Origin of the sequence: Streptomyces sannanensis (assembly GCF_039536205.1) — a bacterium.
GTDB classification, from domain to species: Bacteria; Actinomycetota; Actinomycetes; order Streptomycetales; family Streptomycetaceae; genus Streptomyces; species Streptomyces sannanensis.
Genome location: NZ_BAAAYL010000001.1, coordinates 5,684,487 through 5,703,721, shown reverse-complemented (window position 1 = coordinate 5,703,721; position 19,235 = coordinate 5,684,487). Strand labels below are relative to the sequence as shown.

Here is a 19,235-nt window from a genome sequence, read left to right as displayed (position 1 = left end):
CACGTCATCGGCAGCGGTCCGGCGGCAGTGTGCCGTCGGTGCCGACGACGGTCACCTCCAGCAGCCCGTCCCCCTCCCCCGCGTACGCCGCCGTGCACACCAGCTGGCGGTGGGCGGACCCCGACAGGCCGGTGACGTCGAACCCGACGTAGACGCGCACACCGTCTCCCGCGTCCTCGATCCGTACAGGGAGGCCGTGCCGCGGCAGCGCCGTGTCCAGGCCGGCGGCGCGTTCCTGCTCGACCGGTCCCGCCAGGAGCGCGGCGATCGTCTTGCCGGCCTCGACGGGCCCGCCGACGGACCGGGTGACCGGCATCAGTTCACCGTTCGGGGACAGGAAGAACAGCAGCATCCTGCCCGCCGCGGGCGCGTTCACGTGGGCCCGGGCCGGGTCGCCCGCTTCGACGACATCGGTCGACTGTATGCCGCATCCGGTGAGCAGCAGGGACAGGGCGAGCACGGCGGTGATACGCGGCTTCACGGTGCGGCCTCCAGCGGGAGTTCCACCGTGAAGACGGCGCCGCCCGCCGGCCGGTTGGCGGCGTGGACGGTGCCGCCGTGGAGTCGTACGTTCTCCAGGGTGATGGCGAGCCCGAGGCCGGAGCCCACGGAGCGGGTGCGAGCGGCGTCGGCCTTGTAGAAGCGGTCGAAGATGTGCGGCAGGACGTCGGGATGGATGCCGGGGCCGCTGTCGGCGACCTCCATCAGCAGCCGGCGGCCGTCGCTGCGCAGCCGGACCGTCACGGGCCGGGCGCCGTGCCGGAGGGCGTTGCCGACGAGGTTGGCGACGACGATGTCGAAACGCCGGGGGTCGACGGTGGCCCGGATGCCGTCGGGAAGGTCGGTGACGACCTGGCCGTCGGTCCAGTGCCGGTGGTGAAGGGTCTTGCGGATGGTCTCGGCGACATCGACCTCGTCGAGGTTGAGTTCGGCCGCACGCGCGTCGAAACGGGAGATTTCCATCAGATCCTCGACGAGGACGGCGAGTTTGCCGGTCTCGGTGCTGATGAGACGCACGGCCGCCGCCGTGTCGCGGTCCAGTTGCTCGGCGTCCTCGTCGAGGACTTCGGTGACGGCGAGCATCCCGGTGAGCGGGGTGCGCAGTTCGTGGGAGACGTCGGAGGCGAAGCGTCTGGCCCTCGCCTCGGCAGCGCGGAGCTCGGCGACGGAACGTTCCAGGGCGACCGCGGACTCGTTGAAGGTCCAGGCGAGGTCGGCGAGTTCGTCGCTGCCCTTCACTTCGATACGGGTGTCGAGTCTGCCGGCGCCCATTTCCCTCGCGGCCCGTCTGAGGTCGCGTACGGGCCGGAGTACGCTGCGCGCGGCGAGCAGGGCGGGCACGAGGGCGAGGGCGAGCGCGGGCACGGCGCCGTCCCGGGCCGCCGTGACCATGGCCTGGACATTGCCCTCCTCGGCAGTCAGCGGCATCACCGCGTAGAAGACGAGGCCGGTGGGCACGGTGTTGGCGCCGACGGTGAAGACGGTGACGGTGGGCATGCCGATGGTGAGATACGGTTTTCCGTCCTTGACGACTCGCTGGAAGGAGCCGTGCGTGGCGTGCGCGCTGCGCCGCAGTTCGGGGGTGAGGACGGTGGAGGTGGGCCGGTCGCTGGAGGAGGCGGTCAGCGTGCCGTACTCGGCGAACACCGTCCAGGTGTGGGGCTTACCGGTGCCGGCGAGGAAGACGCAGGTCTCCCGCAGCTCTTCCTGTGTCGCGGGCAGGGTGTGTCCGGTGAGGGCGACCTGGTCGCGGAAGTGGGAGACCGCGGTGTCCTGCGCCTGTTCGAGGACGGCGGTGCGTGCCGCGCGGTAGGTGAGGGCGGCGGTCGTGACCACACTGATGGCGGCGACCAGCAGAAAGGCCAGGACGAGGCGGGTGCGCAGACCGATGCGGGCGTTGAGTCTCATGGAGGATCACAGGGGGCCGAAGCGGTAGCCGAAGCCACGCATGGTCTGGATGTAGCGGGGGCTGCCCGGCATGAGCCGTTCCGCGACGGCGGTGCCGAGCGGGTCGACCTCGCAGGCCAGTACGTCGCTGATGCGGCGGCCGCGGCCGGTGAGCGACTTGATCCGGTGCGCGTCCCAGCGCCGGTACGCGGAGGACGGTCCTATGCGTACGGCGAAGGCGCCGAGCCGCCGCAGATGGCGCAGCAGCGGAGAGAGCCAGCGGTCGATGTCGGGGTCGGCCCAGTCGGCGACGGGCCCCTCGGGGAGATAGGCGAAGTACTTGCGGGTGCCGGGGAACTGACGCAGCAGCACCAGCGCGGCTCCGGACAGTTCGCCGGACTCACCGGCCCAGCCGAGGATTTCCGAGCGCCATTGGTCCTTCACTCCGGCCCAGGCAGGGCACTGCAGAAAGCTCGCTCCTGGATGCATGTCCAGGAACGCCCGGTGTTCGTCGGCGTCGAGGCCGCGGATTTCCACGTCCTGGCCCTCGCCGGCTGTCACGAGCAGTGCAGACACGACAGTGACCTCCCTGTTCGCCCCGTTCGTTCATCGGGGATGCGCAGGATGCTCACAGCCGTCCATGACCGGTCCGAGCTGCGAATGTGACCGGACCATGACCGTTCTTATGCGTTCTCCGTCACATGGGCATTCCGGGGATCTTCCGGGGAACGCGCGACCTACAGTCGCGGTATCACCTCTCCCCCTGTGGACGGATTTCGCACGGAGGTTTCCCGTTGAGTCATATACGCCGGTACTACCCGACTGCCGCGATCGCGGGCAGCGCCGCACTCGCCGTCGTCCTGTCCGCCTGCTCAGGCGGCACCGGCAGTCCGGACGCGAAGGCGGCGGCCGACACTCCCGACACCCCAGCCACGGTCTCGGTGAACCTCCGGGGCGACAAGGCGCGGCCCGGTCAGCCGGTGAAGGTCACCGCAGCAGACGGCAGGCTGACCTCGGTCACGGTCGCCGACTCCGAGGGAGGGACGCTCACCGGCAGACTGGCCCCCGACGGAACGACCTGGACCTCGGACCGCAACGCCCTGCCCGGCACCGCCTACAGCGTCACCGCGAAGACCGAGTCGAAGGGCGGCGCCGCGGGCTCCGCCCGGGCCTCCTTCACCACCGTCACCGCCGACAAGGTCAACAAGGTCGACTGGCGGCCCGGCGACCGGGCCACGGTCGGCGTCGCCCAGCCGATCTCGCTCGTCTTCGACAACCCGGTGAAGAACAAGGCCGAGGTCGAGAAGCACCTCAAGGTGACCACGTCCGACAACACCGAGGGATCGTGGGGCTGGATGCGCGACTACTCCGGCCGGGACCGGGTGGACTGGCGCCCCAGGGACTACTGGAAGCCCGGCACGAAGGTGAAGCTGACCGCCGAACTGAAGGGCGTCGACTCGGGCTCGTCCGGCGGCTGGTTCGTACGCGACTACGGCGCCGGATTCACCGTCGGCAAGCAGCAGGTGATCAAGGTGGACCTGGACAGCAAACAGCTCACACTGCTGCGCGACGGCAAGCAGGTGCGGAAGATCCCCGTTTCCGGCGGCACGCCCGGCGGCGACCAGAGGTCCTGGAAGGGCACCGCCGTCCTCATCGCCAAGGAGGGCACGGTCAAGATGAACTCCGAGACGGTGGGCTTCGGCGATGCGTACAACAAGGACGTCGCGTACTCGATGCGGCTGACCTGGTCGGGCATGTACGCGCATGCCGCTCCGTGGAACGCCGCGTACTTCGGCAACGCCAACCGCAGCCACGGCTGCATCGGGATGAGCGACGAGAACGCGGCGGCCCTCTTCCGGGAGGCCCAGCCCGGCGACCCGTTCGAGATCAAGGGCGCGGACACCAAGGGCACGGTCGCGCTGAACAACGGCTTCGGCGAGTGGAACCTGTCCTGGGCCGAGTGGCAGGCCAGAGCGCGCTGCACGGCGGCACGCACAGCTGACGTCACACACCATCGGCGCCGTCGGACAACGCGGCCGGCATCAGGCCTCCGCGGCCTCCGCGTACACCCGGGAGAGCTCGGGCGATCCGCAGACCGCCCAGTCCAGCCCGGCCTCCACCACATCGACCTCGCGGCCGGAGGCCAGCCGGACCATCGGGTGGCCTCCCGGCAGCACATGCCAGGCCGCCCCCGGGACGGTACGGACGATCACGGTCCCAAGGTAGAGGCCCGCGTCGTTGCCCACCCAGGGCACCTCCTCCGGGTCGTCGCGCCAGTGCGGCGGCAGCTGGTCCAGGGCCGCCAGCGAGGTGGGCGAGTCGTCGAGTACGAGGCCGGCCCGGCCCGCTCGGACGCGCAGCAGCTCGCACTCCGCGAGCAGCTGCGCCACCCCCTCCGGGTCGGCGTCGACCGCCTCCGCCGGCCCGGCCGCCTCATGCTTCCTGCGCCAGTTGTCCAAGAAAGGGATGTTCACGCCGCCCAGCCTCCCATCCAGGTACACCGGTCCACCACAGGGCGCGCGCCCCCGCCGCGTCAGACCTCCAGATCGACGACAACCGGGGCATGGTCGGACGCCCCCTTGCCCTTGCGCTCCTCACGGTCGACATAGCTGTCCTTGACGGCCGTCGTGAACGGCTTGTTGCCGTACACCAGGTCGATGCGCATGCCCCTGTTCTTGGGGAAGCACAGCTGACGGTAGTCCCAGTACGTGAAGGGGTGGTCGTACTTGAGCGGACGGGGCATCACGTCCGACAGGCCCGCCTCGCACAGCGCCGTCAGCGCCGCACGCTCGGCCGGGGTGACATGCGTCTGGCCCTCGAAGACCGCCGGGTCCCAGACGTCGGCGTCGGTGGGTGCCACGTTGAAGTCGCCGAGCACCGCGAACGGCCGCTGCCCCGCGGCGTCCGCGGCGACGGCTGCCCTCAGCGCCTCGAACCAGCTCAGCTTGTACCCGTAGTGGTCGTGCCCGACCTCCCGGCCGTTCGGCACGTACACCGACCAGAGCCGCAGCGGGCCGCAGGTGGCCGAGATGGCACGCGGCTCCTGCACACCTTCGTAGTCGGGCCCGCCGGGCAGGCCCTTGACCACGTCCTCCAGGCCGACACGGGAGACCAGGGCCACGCCGTTCCACCGGCCGGTGGCGTTGACCGCGGACTCGTACCCCAGCTCGCGCAGCTCGGCGGCGGGAAAGCCCTCCTCGCCGGTCTTGGTCTCCTGGATGCACAGCACATCGGTGCCGGTGCTCTCCAGCCAGGCCAGCAGCCGGGGCAGCCGGGCGGTGATCGAGTTGACGTTCCAGGTGGCTACACGCACTTGACACCTCTACTGTTCACGGAATGGCGGTTGCCGTCTGGCGGCAGCCGAGGATCGCGACCACGTCGCGATGCGCACGAGTTTTCCTCACGGTGTGCGGAGCGGCGGCACGTACCCAAAACTACCGCCCGGCACTGACAGTCAGAGCTCGGTCGTCGCCCCGACGGCCAGCCGGCCGTGGTCGCTGCCGCCCAGTTCTCCGATCTGCCGGTCGTAGATCGGCCGGGCCAGATCGGTCAGCAGGGCGTCGTGGATGTCGATCGCGCGCCGCGGCCGCACCTCCCGCACATAGTCGATGACCTCGGAGATCTTGTTCCACGGGGCCATCACCGGGAGCATCAGCGTGTCCACCGGATGATCGGGCACGGTCAGCGCGTCTCCCGGGTGGAAGACCGAACCGTCCACCAGATAGCCGACGTTGGTGATGCGCGGGATGTCGGGGTGGATGACGGCGTGCAGCTCGCCGTGGACCTGGACGTCGAACCCGGCCGCGCTGAAGGTGTCGCCGTCGCCGACCGTGTGCACCCGGCCGGGGAAGGCCGCCGAGATCTGCGTGGCGACGCTGCGCAGTGTCCAGATCCGGGCGCCCGGGTTCGCCTCCATCGCGACCCGCAGCCGCATCTCGTCGAAGTGGTCGGGGTGCTCGTGCGTCACCAGGACGGCGTCGGCGCCGACCGCGGCGTCCTGCTCGCCGAAGCCGCCCGGGTCGATGACGAGCACACGTCCGGCCTTCTCCAGCCGGACGCATGAGTGGCTCTTCTTCGTCAGCGTGATCGTCATGGGACCATCCTGCTACGGCCGGGGCGTGGTCTCCTCCCGTATGACGGCCTGGGCCACCTTGAAGGCGGCGTTCGCGGCCGGCATGCCGCAGTAGACGGCCGTCTGGAGCAGCAGCTCGCGGATCTCGCCGGGTGTGAGCCCGTTGCGCAGCGCGGCGCGGGTGTGGACGGCCAGGTCGTCCAGGTGGCCGCCGGCAACCAGCGCGGTCAGGGCGACGCAACTGCGGGTGCGGCGGTCCAGCCCCTCCCGGGCCCACACCTCGCCCCAGGAGTAGCGGGTGACCAGCTCCTGGAAGTCGGCGGTGAACTCGTCGGCGTCCTCGACGGCCCGGTCGACATGGGCGTTGCCGAGCACCTCGCGGCGCAGCTTCATCCCCGTGTCGTACGGGTCGGGGCGTCCGTGCCCGGCAGGCGCGGGGGCGGGCGGCGCGCTGTGGACGGGGCCGATCTCGGCGACGGGCATCACGGGCTGCGGCAGCACCGGCGGGGCGGGCGGCGCGGGCGGCGCGGGGATCGCCCCGAGCGTGTCGTGCCAGGCGTCGGAGAAGTGCCGTACGAGGAGGTCGGTGACGGCGGCCGGCTGCTCGATGGGAGCCAGGTGGGAGGCTCCGGGCACCAGCGCGAGCCGGGCGTCGGGGATGCCGGCGACCAGGGTGCGCGCCTCGGCGGGCCCGGTGATCGTGTCGTCCGCGCCGACCAGCACCAGGGTGGGTACGCCGATACGGCCCAGATCGGCGCGGATGTCGAAGGCGGCCAGCGCCTCGCAGGCCGCGATGTAGCAGCCGGGGTCGGTGGTGCGGACCATCTGCACGGCCCACTCGACGATGGCGGGCTGCGCGGCGACGAAGCCCGGGGTGAACCACTGCTCGGGCGAGGTGCGGGCGATCGGGTCGAGACCGTGGGTTCGCACGATCACACCGCGCTGCCGGAAGTCGTCGGCGGTGCCGAACCGCGGTGAGGCGGCGACCAGGGCGAGTGAGGCGACCCGGTGCGGATGACGCAGTACGAGGTCGGCGCCGATCGCGCCGCCGATGGAGCAGCCCGCGAATCCGAAGCGCTGCACGCCGAGCCCGTCGAGGGTGGCGAGCAGGCGGTCGGCGAGCTCGGAGATCGAGGTGGCGGGATACGCCGGGGCGCCGCCGTGACCGGGCAGGTCGAAGCGGAGGATCCGCCAGGTGGCGGCCAGCTCGGGTATCTGCCGGTCCCACATGTGCCCCGTGGTGCCGAGCGAGGGGCCGATCACGAGGACGGGTGCGTCTTCGGGGCCGTCGATCCGGTACTGGAGGGTCTTCGTCTCACTCACCGCTTCACCCTATGAGGCGCGGACCGCGCCGTGGTTCAGGGGGTGGCTGTGGAGACGACGTACACGACGGGAGCGGAGGGGTCGGTCAGGTCGACGGTGATGTCCTGGTTGGGCCGTGGGGCGGGCTGCCGGTGGGTGGTGCCGGCCCATGCGCGGTCGGGGCCGAAGGTCCAGCGGACGGTTTGGGCGTCGGCGGAGGCGATCGTGACCCGGCCGGGCTCGAGGGCGGCGGGACTGGTGCCGACCTCGTGGAGGAACCAGCTCAGCCCGCTCTCGGTGGTGCGGAACCGCATATGGAGCCGGCTGACCTTCCAGTTGTTGGTCTCGTAGTACGCCACGTCCTCGGCGCCCTTGGGGAGCGGAACCTCGTAGATGCTGCGCTGGACCTTGGAGGGCTTGCCGTCCTGGAGGCCGTCGGTCGCGACCTTGGCGGCCTTGACGCGGCCGCTGTCCCGGCTCTGCTCGGCGGAGATCACCAGATAGCCGGCCGGGATGCCGATGAGCAGCACGATGACGAGCGCGGTCAGCCAACGGCGGCGGATCATATGGCGCCGGTCCTCCACGGGCGGGTTTCCGTGGCCGGGGGACGGGGTCTGCGGCACGTTCGGACGTTCGACCGTTGTCTTCATGCGGATCCCTGGGTGGTGCCGGTGGTGCTCGTGTCGCGGAAGGCCTGGGTGTAACGCTCGTAACGCTCGACGCGGCGGCGGTTGGCGCGCCGGAAGCGGCGGGCCACCAGCCTGGCCAGGTCCGCCGCGCCGACCATACCTGCTTCGGGGCCGAGCTGGGCCTTGGCGATACGGGCCTCGGGCCGGTAGCCGCGGCCGGTCAGATGACGCCGGAAGGCGTCCCGGGCCGGGCCGATGAGCAGATCGTCGGCGGCGCTGACGCCGCCGCCGATGACGAAGCAGGACGGGTCGAGGGCAGCGGCCAGGTTGGCTATTCCCACGCCGAGCCACTGGCCGATGTCCTCGAGGAGCTCCACGCACATGGCGTCGCCCTCGCGCGCCAGTTCGGTGATGAGCGGTCCGGTGATGTCCGGGATGCTGCCCTTGACCCGCTCCATGATGCCGTACGCGACCGGGGAGTCGGCCGCGGCGAGTTCGCGGGCCTCCCGGACGAGGGCGTTGCCGGAGCTGTACTGCTCCCAGCAGCCGCGGTTGCCGCAGGGGCAGCGGTGGCCGCCGGGGACGACCTGCATGTGACCGAACTCTCCCGCGACCCCGTACTTCCCCCGCTTCACCTGGCCGTTCTCGAGGATCGCGCCACCGATGCCGGTGCCGAGGGTGATCATGACGAGATGGTCCTCGCCCCGGCCGGCCCCGAACCGCCACTCCGCCCAGGCGGCGGCGTTGGCGTCGTTGTCGACCATGACGGGAACGGCGAGCCGGTCCTGGAGCGCGTCCCGGAGGGGTTCGTTGCGCCAGGCCAGGTGTGGGGCGAACAGGACGCGGCTGCGGTCGGCGTCGACCCAGCCGGCCGCACCGATGCCGACCGCGTGTACATCGTGGCGGTCGGAGAGGTCGAGAACCAGCTCGACGATGGTGTCCTCGACGACCTGGGGGCTCTTGGACTTGTCCGGCGTCTCCGCGCGGAGCTTCTCGAGGATGGCGCCGTCCGCGTCGACGACTCCGGCCATCACCTTCGTACCGCCGATGTCGATGCCGACGGTGGGAACGCGGGGCGCGGTGAGGTGCGAGCGGCGCTCCCGCGTGCCGATGGTCCGCAGGACGGTACCCGGGGTGGTTCCGCGGTAGGTACTCGAACTCATCGGGCGGCCCCCGTTCGTCCGGTGGCGGTGGGTGCGGGTGCTCGCACGAGTACTGTCGCCCCTGCGTGATCGCGGCGGAACCGGCAAGGCCGGCGGCGGACGGCGCCCGCGTGCCCGATTCTGCCACCGCGGAGCCCGAAGGCGGCGGCACGCGCTCCCGGCGCGCTCCGCCCAGGCGGCCGCGTCACCGGGGGCGCGTGCCAGTTCGTGGCCGATTTCCTCCAGCTCACTGCCGCCGGCCGTTCTAGTGCTGTGGCCGGAAAGGTTTGCCGGGAAGCTCGCGGCTCCCCCAGCTACCTCCCCCAGCTACCTCCCCCAGCTACCTCCCCCAGCTACCGCTGGGGGTGCCCCCAGGGTGCCCCCGGGGTGCCGCCAGAGGTGCCCCCAGGTGCGGTGCATCGCAAGGCGGAGCATCACAGCTCGTACTCGGCCGTACTCGCGCGATGCGACAACGGTGGGGGTACCTCCCGTGCCCGAAGGGCCACGGGGGAGAGGTGCCGTGCCTGGGGGCACCTCCCAGCGGTAGCTGGGGGAGTCGCGAGCCGGTGAACCTTTCCGGTCACAGCACCAGCGGCGGTCACACGCCCCGTCCATGCTTTGTCAGAACATTATGAGGACCTGACGAGCAGCTGAAAGTCGAAGGAGTAGCGGGAGGCCCGGTAGAAGTGCGAGCCGTACTCCACGGCCCGGCCGGTGTCGTCGAAGGTCGTACGCTGCATCGTCAGCAGCGGCGCGCCCTCCGGCTCCTCGAGCAGCCTCGCCTCCTCGGAGGCCGCGGCGACGGCGCCCACCGACTGCCGGGCGCTGTGCAGGGTGATGCCCGCGGCCCGCATCATCCGGTGGAGGCCGGTGGCCTCCAGTCGGCCGCTGTCCAGGGTGAGCAGCCCGGCCGGCACATGATTGCGCAGATGGGCCATGGGCTCGTCATGGGCGTAGCGGAGCCGTTCGATGCGGTGGACCTCGCTGCCCTCCTCCACCCCGAGCTGGGCGGCGATCTCGGCATCCGCCGGTTCGACGGTGTTGCGCAGCACCCGGGTGGTGGGCCGCCGGCCGGCCGCTTCGAGGTCGTCGTAGAGGCTGCTCAGCACCAGCGGCCGGCGGACCTGACTGTGCACCACCTGCGTGCCGACCCCTCTGCGCCGGACCAGCAGGCCCTTGTCGACGAGCGACTGGATGGCCTGGCGCACCGTGGGCCGGGACAGGCCGAGCCGGCCTGCCAGCTCGATCTCGTTGCCGAGCAGGCTGCCGGGGGTGAGGGCGCCCTGTTCGATGGCCGCCTCGAGCTGCTGGGACAGCTGGAAGTACAGCGGCACCGGGCTGGTGCGGTCCACGCTGAGCCGGAGGAAGGCGGTGGGGTCGGCTGCGGATTTGGGGGACACGGCAAGGAGGGTAGCCCGCGGTAATGACCTTAGGTAGTCCTGTAGTCCGGAAGTCCGGTTGTCAGGACATAACCTTGACAGTATGTGCCGACACCGTCACCTTGGGTTCATGCGCATCGGACTCATCGGCACGGGTCGTATCGGTTCCTTCCATGCGGCGGTGCTGGCACGCCACCGTGAAGTGGGCTCCCTGGTGCTGGCGGACGCCGAACCGGCGCGGGCGGCCGAGGTCGCCGCCCGGCTGCACGCCACCGCCGCACCCTCCGTCGAGGAGATCTTCGCCTGGGGCATGGACGCGGTGGTGATCGCCACGGCGACCTCCTCGCACGCCGAACTGATCGGCCGCGCGGCCCGGGCGGGACTGCCCACTTTCTGCGAGAAGCCGATCGCGCTCGGCCTGCCGGGCACACTGGCCGCCCTGCGCGAGGTCGAGGCGGCGGGGAGCACACTGCAGATCGGCTTCATGCGCCGTTTCGACGCGGGTTACACCGCGGCCCGCGAGCTCGTACGGTCCGGCGCGCTCGGCCGGCTGCACACCGTACGGGCGATCACCTCAGACCCGGCCCCGCCGCCCGCCGAGTACCTGCCACTGTCCGGCGGGCTCTACCGGGACTGCCTGGTCCATGACTTCGACATGCTGCGCTGGGTGACCGGGCGCGAGGTGACGGAGGTGTACGCGTCCGGGTCGGACGCCGGCCCCCCGATGTTCCGCGAGGCCCATGACGTCGACACGGCCGCCGCCGTTCTCACCCTCGACGACGGCACGCTGGCCACCGCCACGGCCACCCGCTGCAACGGCGCCGGCTACGACGTCCGCATGGAGCTGGCCGGTGAGCTCGACCAGGTCTCGGCCGGCCTCGACGACCGTACGCCGATCGCCTCGACCGAACCGCACGGCCCGCCGCGCGCCGACAAGCCCTGGCCCGGCTTCCTGGAGCGCTTCGCCCCCGCGTACGAAGCCGAACTGGACGCCTTCGTCCGGCTCGTCCGGGGAGAGATCCCCAACCCGTGCGACGGACGAGATGCGCTGCAGGCCCTGCGTATCGCCGAGGCCTGCGAGCGCTCCCGCACCGAGCACCGCCCGGTGCGGCTCGCGGAGATCCCGGAGGACTGATGCCCGCGCGGCGTACGGCCCGGACCTACCAGCGCACCGGAAGGCTCTCCGGCCCCCGGATCAGCAGGCCCGTTCGCCATGCCAGGTCCGCCGGGTCGGTGGCCAGGTGCGGGCAGCGTTCCAGCAGGGACTTGACGGCGATACGGGCCTCCAGGCGGGCCGACGGTGCCTCCAGGCAGTAGTGGATGCCGTGGCCGAAGGACACATGGCCGCGCACGTCACGCCGGATGTCGAAACGGGACGGGTCGTGATTCCCCCCTCCCCCGGGCACAGCTTGATTGCCGAGTAGCCTCTGGGGTGTTCTCACCAGCGAACGGGCAACTTCCGCACTCCGCGCATCAGCAGCCCCGGCAGCCAGTCGAGCGGGCCGCCGTCCGGGGCGAGGGCCAGACCGGGGCAGCTCCAGCAGCGTACGGATCGCGAGGGCTCCCTCCATCCGTCAGGCCATGTCGCCGTCCTCGTCGAGCAGGCCCGCGTCGTGGGCCAACAGCGCTATCTGGACACGATTGTTGAGCCCGAGCTTGGCCAGGATGCGCGAGACGTGGGTCTTGACGGTCGGCACGCTCACGTAGAGGGATGCGGCGATCTCCGCGTTGGACCGGCCCCGGCCCACCGCGACGGCCACCTCGCGTTCCCGCTCGGCGAGTTCCGCGAGCCGCCGCCGTGCCCGGGCCGCCCGCTCGGTGTGACCGTGTTCGGTGACATGTGACATGAGCTGGCGTGTCACGGCCGGCGAGAGGACCGGTTCGCCGGCCGCCACCCTGCGTACCGCGTCGACGATCTCCGCGGGCGGCGTGTCCTTCAGCACGAATCCGGCGGCCCCGGCGCGCAGCGCCCGCAGCACCTGTTCGTCGGCGTGGAAGGTGGTCAGGACGACGACCTCCGGGGCCGAGTCGCGGCGGCGGAGCGCCTCGGTGGCGGTGAGCCCGTCCATGACGGGCATCCGAATGTCCATCAGGACGACGTCGGGAACCAGCCGCTCGGCCAGCTCGGTCACCTCCGAGCCGTCCGCCGCCTCGCCGACGATCTCGATGTCCTCGGCGCCGCCGAGCATGAGGGCGAGTCCTGCCCGTACGAGCGGGTCGTCGTCGACGATGAGCAGCCTGATGGTCATGCGGCCCACGGTAGCCAGGCGGCGACCCGGAATCCGCCGTCGGGGGTGGTTCCGTGTTCCAGCCGGCCGCCCGCGAGGGTGGCCCGCTCGGTGAGCCCGATCAGACCCTGGCCGGAACCGGGGACCTCGGGGACGTGGCCCGCCGGGGCGAGGTTGCGCACCTCGATGGAGAGCCCCTCCCCCGGGCTGCCCTCCACCCTGACGGTGACCTCGGTGCCGGGCGCGTGCTTACGGGCGTTGGTGAGTGCTTCCTGGGCGATCCGATAGGCGGTGCGGCCGGTGTGGGCGGGCACCGTGGCGGGTTCGGCGACCCGGCTGTCGAGGATCACCTTCATCCCGGCCTCGCGGGATTCGGCGACCAGCGCGTCGAGGGAGGCGAGGGTGGGCTGCGGACGGTTCTCCGCGCCGCCCTTCCCCTCATCGGGGGCGCGCAGCACACCGATGATCTCGCGCAGATCCTGGAGTGCCTCGTGGGCACTGTCCCGGATCACCCCGGCGGCCCTGGCCACCTGGGCCGGAGGCGCGTCGGGCCGGAATTCGAGGGCGCCCGCGTGCACGCTGAGCAGGGTCAGCCGGTGCGCGAGTACGTCGTGCATCTCCCGGGCGATGGCCTCGCGGGCCATCCGCTGGGCCTGCTGGGCGCGCAGCTCCGCCTCGGTCTCGGCGCGGCGTGCGCGTTCGCGCAGGGCGACGTAGAGCCGGCGGCGGGAGCGTACGAGCATGCCGAGGACGATCGCCAGGACGGTCACCAGCACGCCGGTGAGCGCGGAGACGAGCAGGGGCATCGTCGGGTCGGGGCGCAGGACCGCCTGGATCACGGCGCTCAGCAGCGCGGCGGCGCCCACCGCCGCGACCGGTCTGAACGGCCGGTGCACGGCCAGGCTGAACAGGGCCACCAGGGTCGCCCCGGACGCCACCGGTGCGACCGTGCCGACCACGACGAGCGTGGCGGCCAGCCCCACGGGCCGGCGCCTGCGCACCCACAGCGCGCAGCATGCCGCGGCGCCGGCCAGCTGGTCGAAGAGGGCGACGGAGCCTCCGTAGTCCGGGGCGGTCCGCAGCGCTTCGGCGGCCAGCAGCCCGATGACCGCGGCGAGGAGGAGGGCCGTGATGTCGACGATCCAGTCGCGCACGGTACGGCGGGGCCGCCCGCCCCGGTCCCCGGGGAGGTCGGGGTCGGCCATGGCCGACGGCAGCAGCCAGCGGTACTCCGGACGTGTCACATCGACAAATCTACGCAGCCTGTGCGGCTGCGAGGCCCGCGCGATCGACGGGCGATACCGAAGTCGAGGAGTTCGCGACTTTGGTCGCCGCGGGCCGGCCGCGTCGCAGCCCGACGGCCGATACCGCGGCCCGTCGCGCCACGCCAGGCTCGCCGCATGAAGAAGTTCACCGAAGTCATCGGATTCATACTGCTCGTCCAGGGTGTCATCAGCCTGGTCCACGCCTGGACCGGGTGGTTCGGTTACGGAGTCGTGGTGAGGTACCTGCGCTTCCTGGACGGCTATGAGGTCTACACGAGCATCGTGCTCGCGGTGGTCGGCCTCGCCGTGCTGATCGCCGCCGACCGCGGGCACCACGCATAGTCCCCGGGGAGCCGGCCCCCAACACGCGTCGGCCGCCCGGCGGCCCCAGGCCGTGCCCGCGAGCACCAGCACCGCACCGGCCGGCCCCAGCAGGCCCGCGCCACGCCACTGTGCCACGCGCAGCGCCCGCAGCCCGCGCCAGCCGACGCCGGCCAGTACGGGCAGAACGAGCGCGAAGCGCAGCACGAGCACGGCGACGACGGTGTGCGTCGTGGTGATGCCCTTCGCCGCGAGGTAGCTCGCGCCCCACACCACGCCCACGAGCGGCACCGGCAGATCGGTGAGCCACGTCCGGCGCGGGGCGAGGGCAGAGGCGGGTACGGCGATCGACGACACGGACCTGATCTCCAACGGATCGGGCTGTGCGGAGACTTCACCGGCTCGCACTCGGAGCGATCACCGCGCCGGAACGGGCATGTAAGGGCTACACGCCAGGCCAGGTCATCGGGATCTGCCCATTCGGAGCGATCGCCGGGCATGTGAGTGCTACGCGTTTCAATCGGCCTCGTACGTGCCGTACTCGGGGCGGCCCGCCAGTTCGTAGGTGTGGATGGCGACGCCCGCGCCCGTGGTCCTGGCCGCAACATGCCTGAACGCGGTGGGCTGCGCGCCGTCGGCGAAGAGGCGGCGGCCCTTGCCCAGGACGACGGGGAAGGTCAGCAGGTGGACCGTGTCGATCAGGTCGTGCACCATCAGGGACTGTGCGAGGCGGCCGCTGCCGTGGATCTGCAGTTCCCCGTCCGTGCGCTCCTTGAGGGCGGTGACCTCCTTGACCAGGTCGCCGCGGAGGACGGTGGTGCCTGCCCAGTCGGCCTTGTCGAGGGTGGCCGACACGACGTACTTCGACAGCGAGTTGAGCTTCGACGCAACCGGGTCGGTGGGGTCGGTCATCTTGGGCCAGTGGCCGGCGAAGATCTCGTAGGTGCGGCGGCCGAGCAGGAACGCGCCGACCCGGCCGAAGACCTCGTCCATGAACCGGCCGAAGTCCTCGTCCCCGTACGGCACGGACCAGCCACCCAGGTCGAATCCGCCGCTGGGATCCTCGTTCGGTCCGCCGGGCGCCTGGTAGACGCCGTCGAGGGTCAGGAAAGTGGTCAGGGTCAGCTTGCCCATGGTGTCTCTCCGTTCTCTTTCCTTCTGAGACTCCAGGGCCGCGCGGAACTCATCGGTCGGCGACGCACGGACGGAGGACGTCACGTTCCGGCCCGTCCGGCGACTGAGGACGGACGCTCCGGCCCCCGGACGGGGCCGCAAGCCCGAATAGGGCAGAAAACAGGCGTGCGGGGTGTACCCGTGCTGCCATTCCGGTGCGCCCCGCACGTCGCGGGCGGGTGTCGTTGCCGCCCTGTCCGCGGGCCTTTCGCCCGGCCGGACGGAGTCCGGCTCAGCCGCCCAGCTCCTGGTGGCGTGCGGTCAGCGCCGCCGCGCCCTGCTCCGTGAGAGAACCGAAGAGGCGGAGGCGCGAGAAGCCGCCGTCGGGGAAGATGTCGATGCGGACGTGGGTGCCGGCCGCCGGAGTGTCCAGCACGAAGCGGTGGTTGGTGTCGGGCTGCAGCCGGGTGCGCGGCAGGAACTCGGTCCACTCGCCGTCCTCGCCGGTCTTGACCGACAGGGACGCCCAGCCGGCCGAGTTGCCCTTGAGGTATGCGGTGTCGATCTCGACCGCGCGGATCTCGGACTCGGCGACCAGCTGATACCGGATCCAGTCGTTGCCCTGGTCACGGCGGCGAGCGGTCTCCCAGCCGTCGTCCATCGTGCGGGAGCGGCCCGGGTTGATGGTGTTCGTGGGCGGCGAGTAGAAGCGGTTGGACGCGTCCTGGACCGAGCCGCCGTTCTCCAGCGCGACGACGTCGAACGTACCGAGCGTGGCGAGCCACTTCGGGTCCGGGACGACCTCGCCGTACACGCGCAGCCGGGCGATACCGCCGTCGGGGTGCTGGTTGACGCGCAGGTGTGTGAAGCGCTGCTCGACGGTGACCTCGAAGCCGTTGGCCGCGTGGCCGCCGACGGGGGTGCGCGGGACCAGGGTCGTCCACTTCACGTCGTCGCCGAGGAGCTCCTCGGGCGTCGGGGCGCCCTCGACCGAGGCGGCCTCGATGGAGACGGCCTGCGGCATGTTGCCGCGGAAGTGGGCGGTGTCGACGACGATGCCGCGGATCACGCCGGGGGCACCCAGGCGTACCAGCGCCCAGTCGTGGCTATCGGCCGTCGGCCACGGGTGCTCGGCGGAGACGCCACGGCGGCGGCGGGTCTCCCAGCCGTCCATGATCTTGCCTTTGTGGCCGAAGTGCTCGGGGTCGAACTCGGCACGCTCGGGGACGAGGAGGTTCTCGCGCTGGGCGAAGAACTCGTCGTTGGCGGCGATGACGCCGGCGCCGAGCCAGCGGTCGGCGAGGTTGGCGTAGCCGGTGAACGGGAAGTCCGCGGTGCGGTAGTCGGCGTAGGGGTCGCCGCCTCCGTACGGGTTGGCGTTACCGGTGAAGGAAGCCAGAGGGGATCGACGCTGTGCCGTCACTTTTCAGCTCCGCCTTTCGAGAAGGTTGCCGGTGGGCTCGGTCAGGACGCCGTTCTCCGCGATGCGTACGCCCCGCAGCCAGGTGGACTTGACCACGCCGTGCAGGGTCCTGCCCGCGTATGCCGTGACCTGGTTGCGGTGGTGGAGTTCGGCGGGGTCGACGGTGAAGGTCTCCTCGGGCGCGAGGACCGCGAAGTCGGCGTCACGGCCGGCCTCGATGGCGCCCTTCCGGTTCAGTCCGGCCAGCTCGGCGGGGGCCGTCGACATCCAGCGGGCGACATCCTCCGGGGAGCGGCCGCGCCTGCGGGCCTCGGTCCAGATCGCCGGCAGGCCCAGCTGGAGCGAGGAGATGCCGCCCCAGGCGTCGGCGAAGTCGGGGACCTTGAGATCGGCCGTACAGGGCGAGTGGTCGGAGACGATGCAGTCGATCGTGCCGTCAATCAGGCCCTGCCAGAGGGCGTCCTGGTTCTCGGCCTCGCGGATCGGCGGGCAGCACTTGAACTCGGTGGCACCGTCGCGGACTTCCTCGGCGGTGAGGGTGAGGAAGTGCGGGCAGGACTCGACGCTGATCCGCACCCCCTCACGCTTGGCGGCGACGATCAGCGGCAGCGCGTCGGAGGAGGAGAGGTGCAGCACATGCACCCGGGCGTTCAGCCGCTTGGCGTGCGCGATGAGGCCCTCGATCGCGGTGTTCTCGGCGTCGCGCGGCCGGGAGGCAAGGAAGTCGGCGTACTTGGGGCCTTTGCGCTGCGGGGCCGCGGCCAGGTGGTGCGGATCCTCGGCGTGCACGATCAGCAGGCCGCCGAAGCCGGCGATCTCCGCCATGGAGCGGGCCAGCTGCTCCTGGTCGAGCTCGGGGAACTCCTCCACGCCGGACGGCGACAGGAAGCATTTGAAGCCGAAGACTCCCGAGTCGTGCAGCGGCCGGAGGTCCTTGACGTTGTCCGGGATCGCGCCGCCCCAGAAGCCGACGTCGATGTGCGCCTTGCTGCGGGCCACGTCACGCTTGGTGCGCAGATGGTCCACGGTCGTGGTCGGCGGCAGGGAGTTGAGGGGCATGTCCAGCAGCGTGGTGATGCCACCGGCGGCAGCCGCGCGGGTGGCCGTCCGGAAGCCCTCCCACTCGGTACGGCCCGGGTCGTTCACATGGACGTGGGTGTCGACGAGGCCCGGGAGCAGGACGTCGCCCCCGAAGTCCTCGAGCCGTGCACCGGCCGGCACTGCGGTGTCGTACGGCAGCACGCCGGCGATCTTCCCGTCGGCGACGGCGACGGATGCGGCGCGCGTCCCCTCGGGGGTGATGACGCGCGTCGAGCGCAGTACCAGTTCCACGTCGGACACCCCTGCCCCTTTCCCGTCTTCCACGAAGCGGAACTTCAACGTTCTGTTGAACGAATCTTCACGGGTGGCCGGAAGCCCGTCAAGACTCCCCGGACCCTCTGGAAGTTTCCACAGATTGGAAGTAGAATTCCATTCTACAGAATATAGTTTTCCGCCCACACGGAAGGCGGGCCCCGGACAAACCAGCTCTGACCGGCCACGACGTCCCGGCACAGGCCCTGTGCGAGGGACAACCGCCGGGTAGGCTGCTGCCTTGCCTGTCAGTCTGAAAGGAACGCGCCGTGCCGACGTCGAGCGCCAGCACCACCGATGACTCCAAGCCTGCCGCGAGCAGTGGTGGCGTGCAGTCCCTCGAGCGCGCCTTCGATCTGCTCGAACGAATGGCGGACGCCGGAGGCGAGGTCGGGCTGAGCGAGCTGTCCACCAGCAGCGGCCTGCCGCTGCCCACGATCCACCGCCTGATGCGCACGCTGGTCGCCTGCGGCTACGTACGGCAGCAGCCGAACCGGCGCTACGCCCTCGGCCCCAGGCTGATCCGTCTCGGCGAGTCCGCCTCCCGGCTGCTCGGCACCTGGGCCCGGCCTTATCTGGCGCGGCTCGTCGAGGAGACCGGCGAGACCGCGAACATGGCGCTGCTCGACGGCGACGAGGTCGTGTACGTCGCGCAGGTTCCCTCACGGCATTCGATGCGTATGTTCACCGAGGTCGGCCGACGGGTGCTCCCGCACTCGACCGGCGTCGGCAAGGCCCTGCTGGCCCACATGCCGGCGGAGGAGGTACGCGCGCTGCTCGCCCGTACCGGCATGCCGGCCGCGACCGAGAAGACGATCACCACGCCCGAGGGCTTCCTGGACGCCCTGGAGCTGGTGCGCCGCACGGGCTACGCGGTGGACGACAACGAGCAGGAGGTCGGCGTCCGCTGCCTGGCCGTCCCGGTCCCGAATTCGCCGACCGCGGCCGCGATCTCCATCTCCGGCCCGGCGGGCCGCGTCACGGACGCGGCAACGGAGAAGATCGTCCCGATCCTGCAGGAGGTCGCGCAGGACCTCTCCACGGCCCTGGCGAACACGAGCACACAGGCGTGAAGCCGGGCGGGCTGGAAGATCCAGCCCGCCCGGCTGTCCGGGACGACG

General features: G+C 71.3%; 17 protein-coding genes and 4 pseudogenes. 4 read left to right on the top strand and 17 right to left on the bottom strand.

The features are described from left to right. Window positions 1-4 precede the first annotated feature (4 nt). The 3 genes and pseudogenes from ABD858_RS26670 to ABD858_RS26660 all read right to left on the bottom strand — a co-directional run. A complete protein-coding gene (locus tag ABD858_RS26670) occupies window positions 5-481 on the bottom strand; it encodes a hypothetical protein (protein ID WP_345042093.1) in 477 nt (158 codons plus the stop codon). Continuing rightward, a complete protein-coding gene (locus ABD858_RS26665) occupies window positions 478-1,908 on the bottom strand; it encodes an ATP-binding protein (RefSeq protein WP_345042090.1) in 1,431 nt (476 codons plus the stop codon). The genes ABD858_RS26670 and ABD858_RS26665 overlap by 4 nt, the downstream gene beginning before the upstream one ends. 72 nt (window positions 1,909-1,980) lie before the next feature. Continuing rightward, a pseudogene (locus ABD858_RS26660) lies at window positions 1,981-2,463 on the bottom strand (peptidoglycan bridge formation glycyltransferase FemA/FemB family protein); the annotation flags it as partial. A 125-nt stretch (window positions 2,464-2,588) separates the two neighbouring features. Between ABD858_RS26660 and ABD858_RS26655 the strand changes: the two are divergent. Next, window positions 2,589-3,716 (top strand): annotated as a pseudogene (locus ABD858_RS26655) (L,D-transpeptidase family protein); the annotation flags it as partial. A 213-nt stretch (window positions 3,717-3,929) separates the two neighbouring features. On the opposite strand, the gene ABD858_RS26650 reads toward ABD858_RS26655, so the two are convergent. The 7 genes from ABD858_RS26650 to ABD858_RS26620 form a co-directional block, all read right to left on the bottom strand. Then, complete coding sequence (locus ABD858_RS26650) at window positions 3,930-4,361, bottom strand: DUF6278 family protein (protein WP_345044902.1); 432 nt, start codon at window positions 4,359-4,361, stop codon at window positions 3,930-3,932. A gap of 59 nt (window positions 4,362-4,420) precedes the next feature. Then, entirely contained in the window at window positions 4,421-5,200 is a 780-nt protein-coding gene (locus tag ABD858_RS26645; RefSeq protein WP_345042088.1) for an exodeoxyribonuclease III, read from the bottom strand. A gap of 141 nt (window positions 5,201-5,341) precedes the next feature. After that, window positions 5,342-5,980, bottom strand: coding sequence for an MBL fold metallo-hydrolase (locus tag ABD858_RS26640; RefSeq protein WP_345042086.1), 639 nt, complete (start codon window positions 5,978-5,980; stop codon window positions 5,342-5,344). A 12-nt stretch (window positions 5,981-5,992) separates the two neighbouring features. After that, window positions 5,993-7,282 (bottom strand): bifunctional 3-oxoadipate enol-lactonase/4-carboxymuconolactone decarboxylase PcaDC, encoded by a 1,290-nt coding sequence (gene pcaDC, locus ABD858_RS26635; RefSeq protein ID WP_345042083.1) that lies wholly within the window; start codon window positions 7,280-7,282, stop codon window positions 5,993-5,995. A 35-nt stretch (window positions 7,283-7,317) separates the two neighbouring features. After that, entirely contained in the window at window positions 7,318-7,911 is a 594-nt protein-coding gene (locus ABD858_RS26630; protein ID WP_345042081.1) for a hypothetical protein, read from the bottom strand. Then, window positions 7,908-9,053, bottom strand: a complete 1,146-nt coding sequence (locus ABD858_RS26625) for an ROK family glucokinase (RefSeq protein ID WP_345042079.1) — start codon at window positions 9,051-9,053, stop codon at window positions 7,908-7,910. The genes ABD858_RS26630 and ABD858_RS26625 overlap by 4 nt, the downstream gene beginning before the upstream one ends. A gap of 608 nt (window positions 9,054-9,661) precedes the next feature. Continuing rightward, on the bottom strand, window positions 9,662-10,384 hold the full coding sequence (locus ABD858_RS26620) for a GntR family transcriptional regulator (RefSeq protein ID WP_345044899.1): 723 nt from the start codon (window positions 10,382-10,384) through the stop codon (window positions 9,662-9,664). Window positions 10,385-10,541: 157 nt separating this feature from the next. Between ABD858_RS26620 and ABD858_RS26615 the strand changes: the two genes are divergently transcribed. After that, window positions 10,542-11,546, top strand: a complete 1,005-nt coding sequence (locus ABD858_RS26615; protein ID WP_345042077.1) for a Gfo/Idh/MocA family protein — start codon at window positions 10,542-10,544, stop codon at window positions 11,544-11,546. A gap of 25 nt (window positions 11,547-11,571) precedes the next feature. On the opposite strand, the pseudogene ABD858_RS26610 reads toward ABD858_RS26615, so the two are convergent. The 4 genes and pseudogenes from ABD858_RS26610 to ABD858_RS26595 all read right to left on the bottom strand — a co-directional run. Beyond that, window positions 11,572-11,817 (bottom strand): annotated as a pseudogene (locus ABD858_RS26610) (cytochrome P450); the annotation flags it as partial. A gap of 32 nt (window positions 11,818-11,849) precedes the next feature. Next, window positions 11,850-11,985 (bottom strand): annotated as a pseudogene (locus ABD858_RS26605) (cytochrome P450); the annotation flags it as partial. Continuing rightward, a complete protein-coding gene (locus ABD858_RS26600; RefSeq protein WP_345042074.1) occupies window positions 11,986-12,660 on the bottom strand; it encodes a response regulator transcription factor in 675 nt (224 codons plus the stop codon). It lies immediately after the preceding pseudogene. Beyond that, window positions 12,657-13,883, bottom strand: coding sequence for a sensor histidine kinase (locus ABD858_RS26595; protein ID WP_345042072.1), 1,227 nt, complete (start codon window positions 13,881-13,883; stop codon window positions 12,657-12,659). The genes ABD858_RS26600 and ABD858_RS26595 overlap by 4 nt, the downstream gene beginning before the upstream one ends. Window positions 13,884-14,039: 156 nt before the next feature. On the opposite strand from ABD858_RS26595, the gene ABD858_RS26590 reads away from it, so the two are divergent. Further along, window positions 14,040-14,246, top strand: a complete 207-nt coding sequence (locus ABD858_RS26590) for a hypothetical protein (protein ID WP_345042070.1) — start codon at window positions 14,040-14,042, stop codon at window positions 14,244-14,246. A 495-nt stretch (window positions 14,247-14,741) separates the two neighbouring features. Here the strand turns inward: ABD858_RS26590 and ABD858_RS26585 are convergent, their stop codons facing one another. From ABD858_RS26585 to allB, 3 genes are all read right to left on the bottom strand, one after another. Then, window positions 14,742-15,359, bottom strand: coding sequence for a dihydrofolate reductase family protein (locus ABD858_RS26585; protein ID WP_345042068.1), 618 nt, complete (start codon window positions 15,357-15,359; stop codon window positions 14,742-14,744). Window positions 15,360-15,630: 271 nt separating this feature from the next. Next, complete coding sequence (gene alc / locus ABD858_RS26580) at window positions 15,631-16,761, bottom strand: allantoicase (RefSeq protein WP_345042065.1); 1,131 nt, start codon at window positions 16,759-16,761, stop codon at window positions 15,631-15,633. A 3-nt stretch (window positions 16,762-16,764) separates the two neighbouring features. After that, window positions 16,765-18,102, bottom strand: coding sequence for an allantoinase AllB (gene allB / locus ABD858_RS26575; RefSeq protein WP_345042063.1), 1,338 nt, complete (start codon window positions 18,100-18,102; stop codon window positions 16,765-16,767). Window positions 18,103-18,383: 281 nt separating this feature from the next. Here allB and ABD858_RS26570 point away from each other — a divergent pair, with 281 nt between their 5' ends. Further along, complete coding sequence (locus tag ABD858_RS26570) at window positions 18,384-19,187, top strand: IclR family transcriptional regulator (protein WP_345042061.1); 804 nt, start codon at window positions 18,384-18,386, stop codon at window positions 19,185-19,187. Window positions 19,188-19,235: the final 48 nt, after the last annotated feature.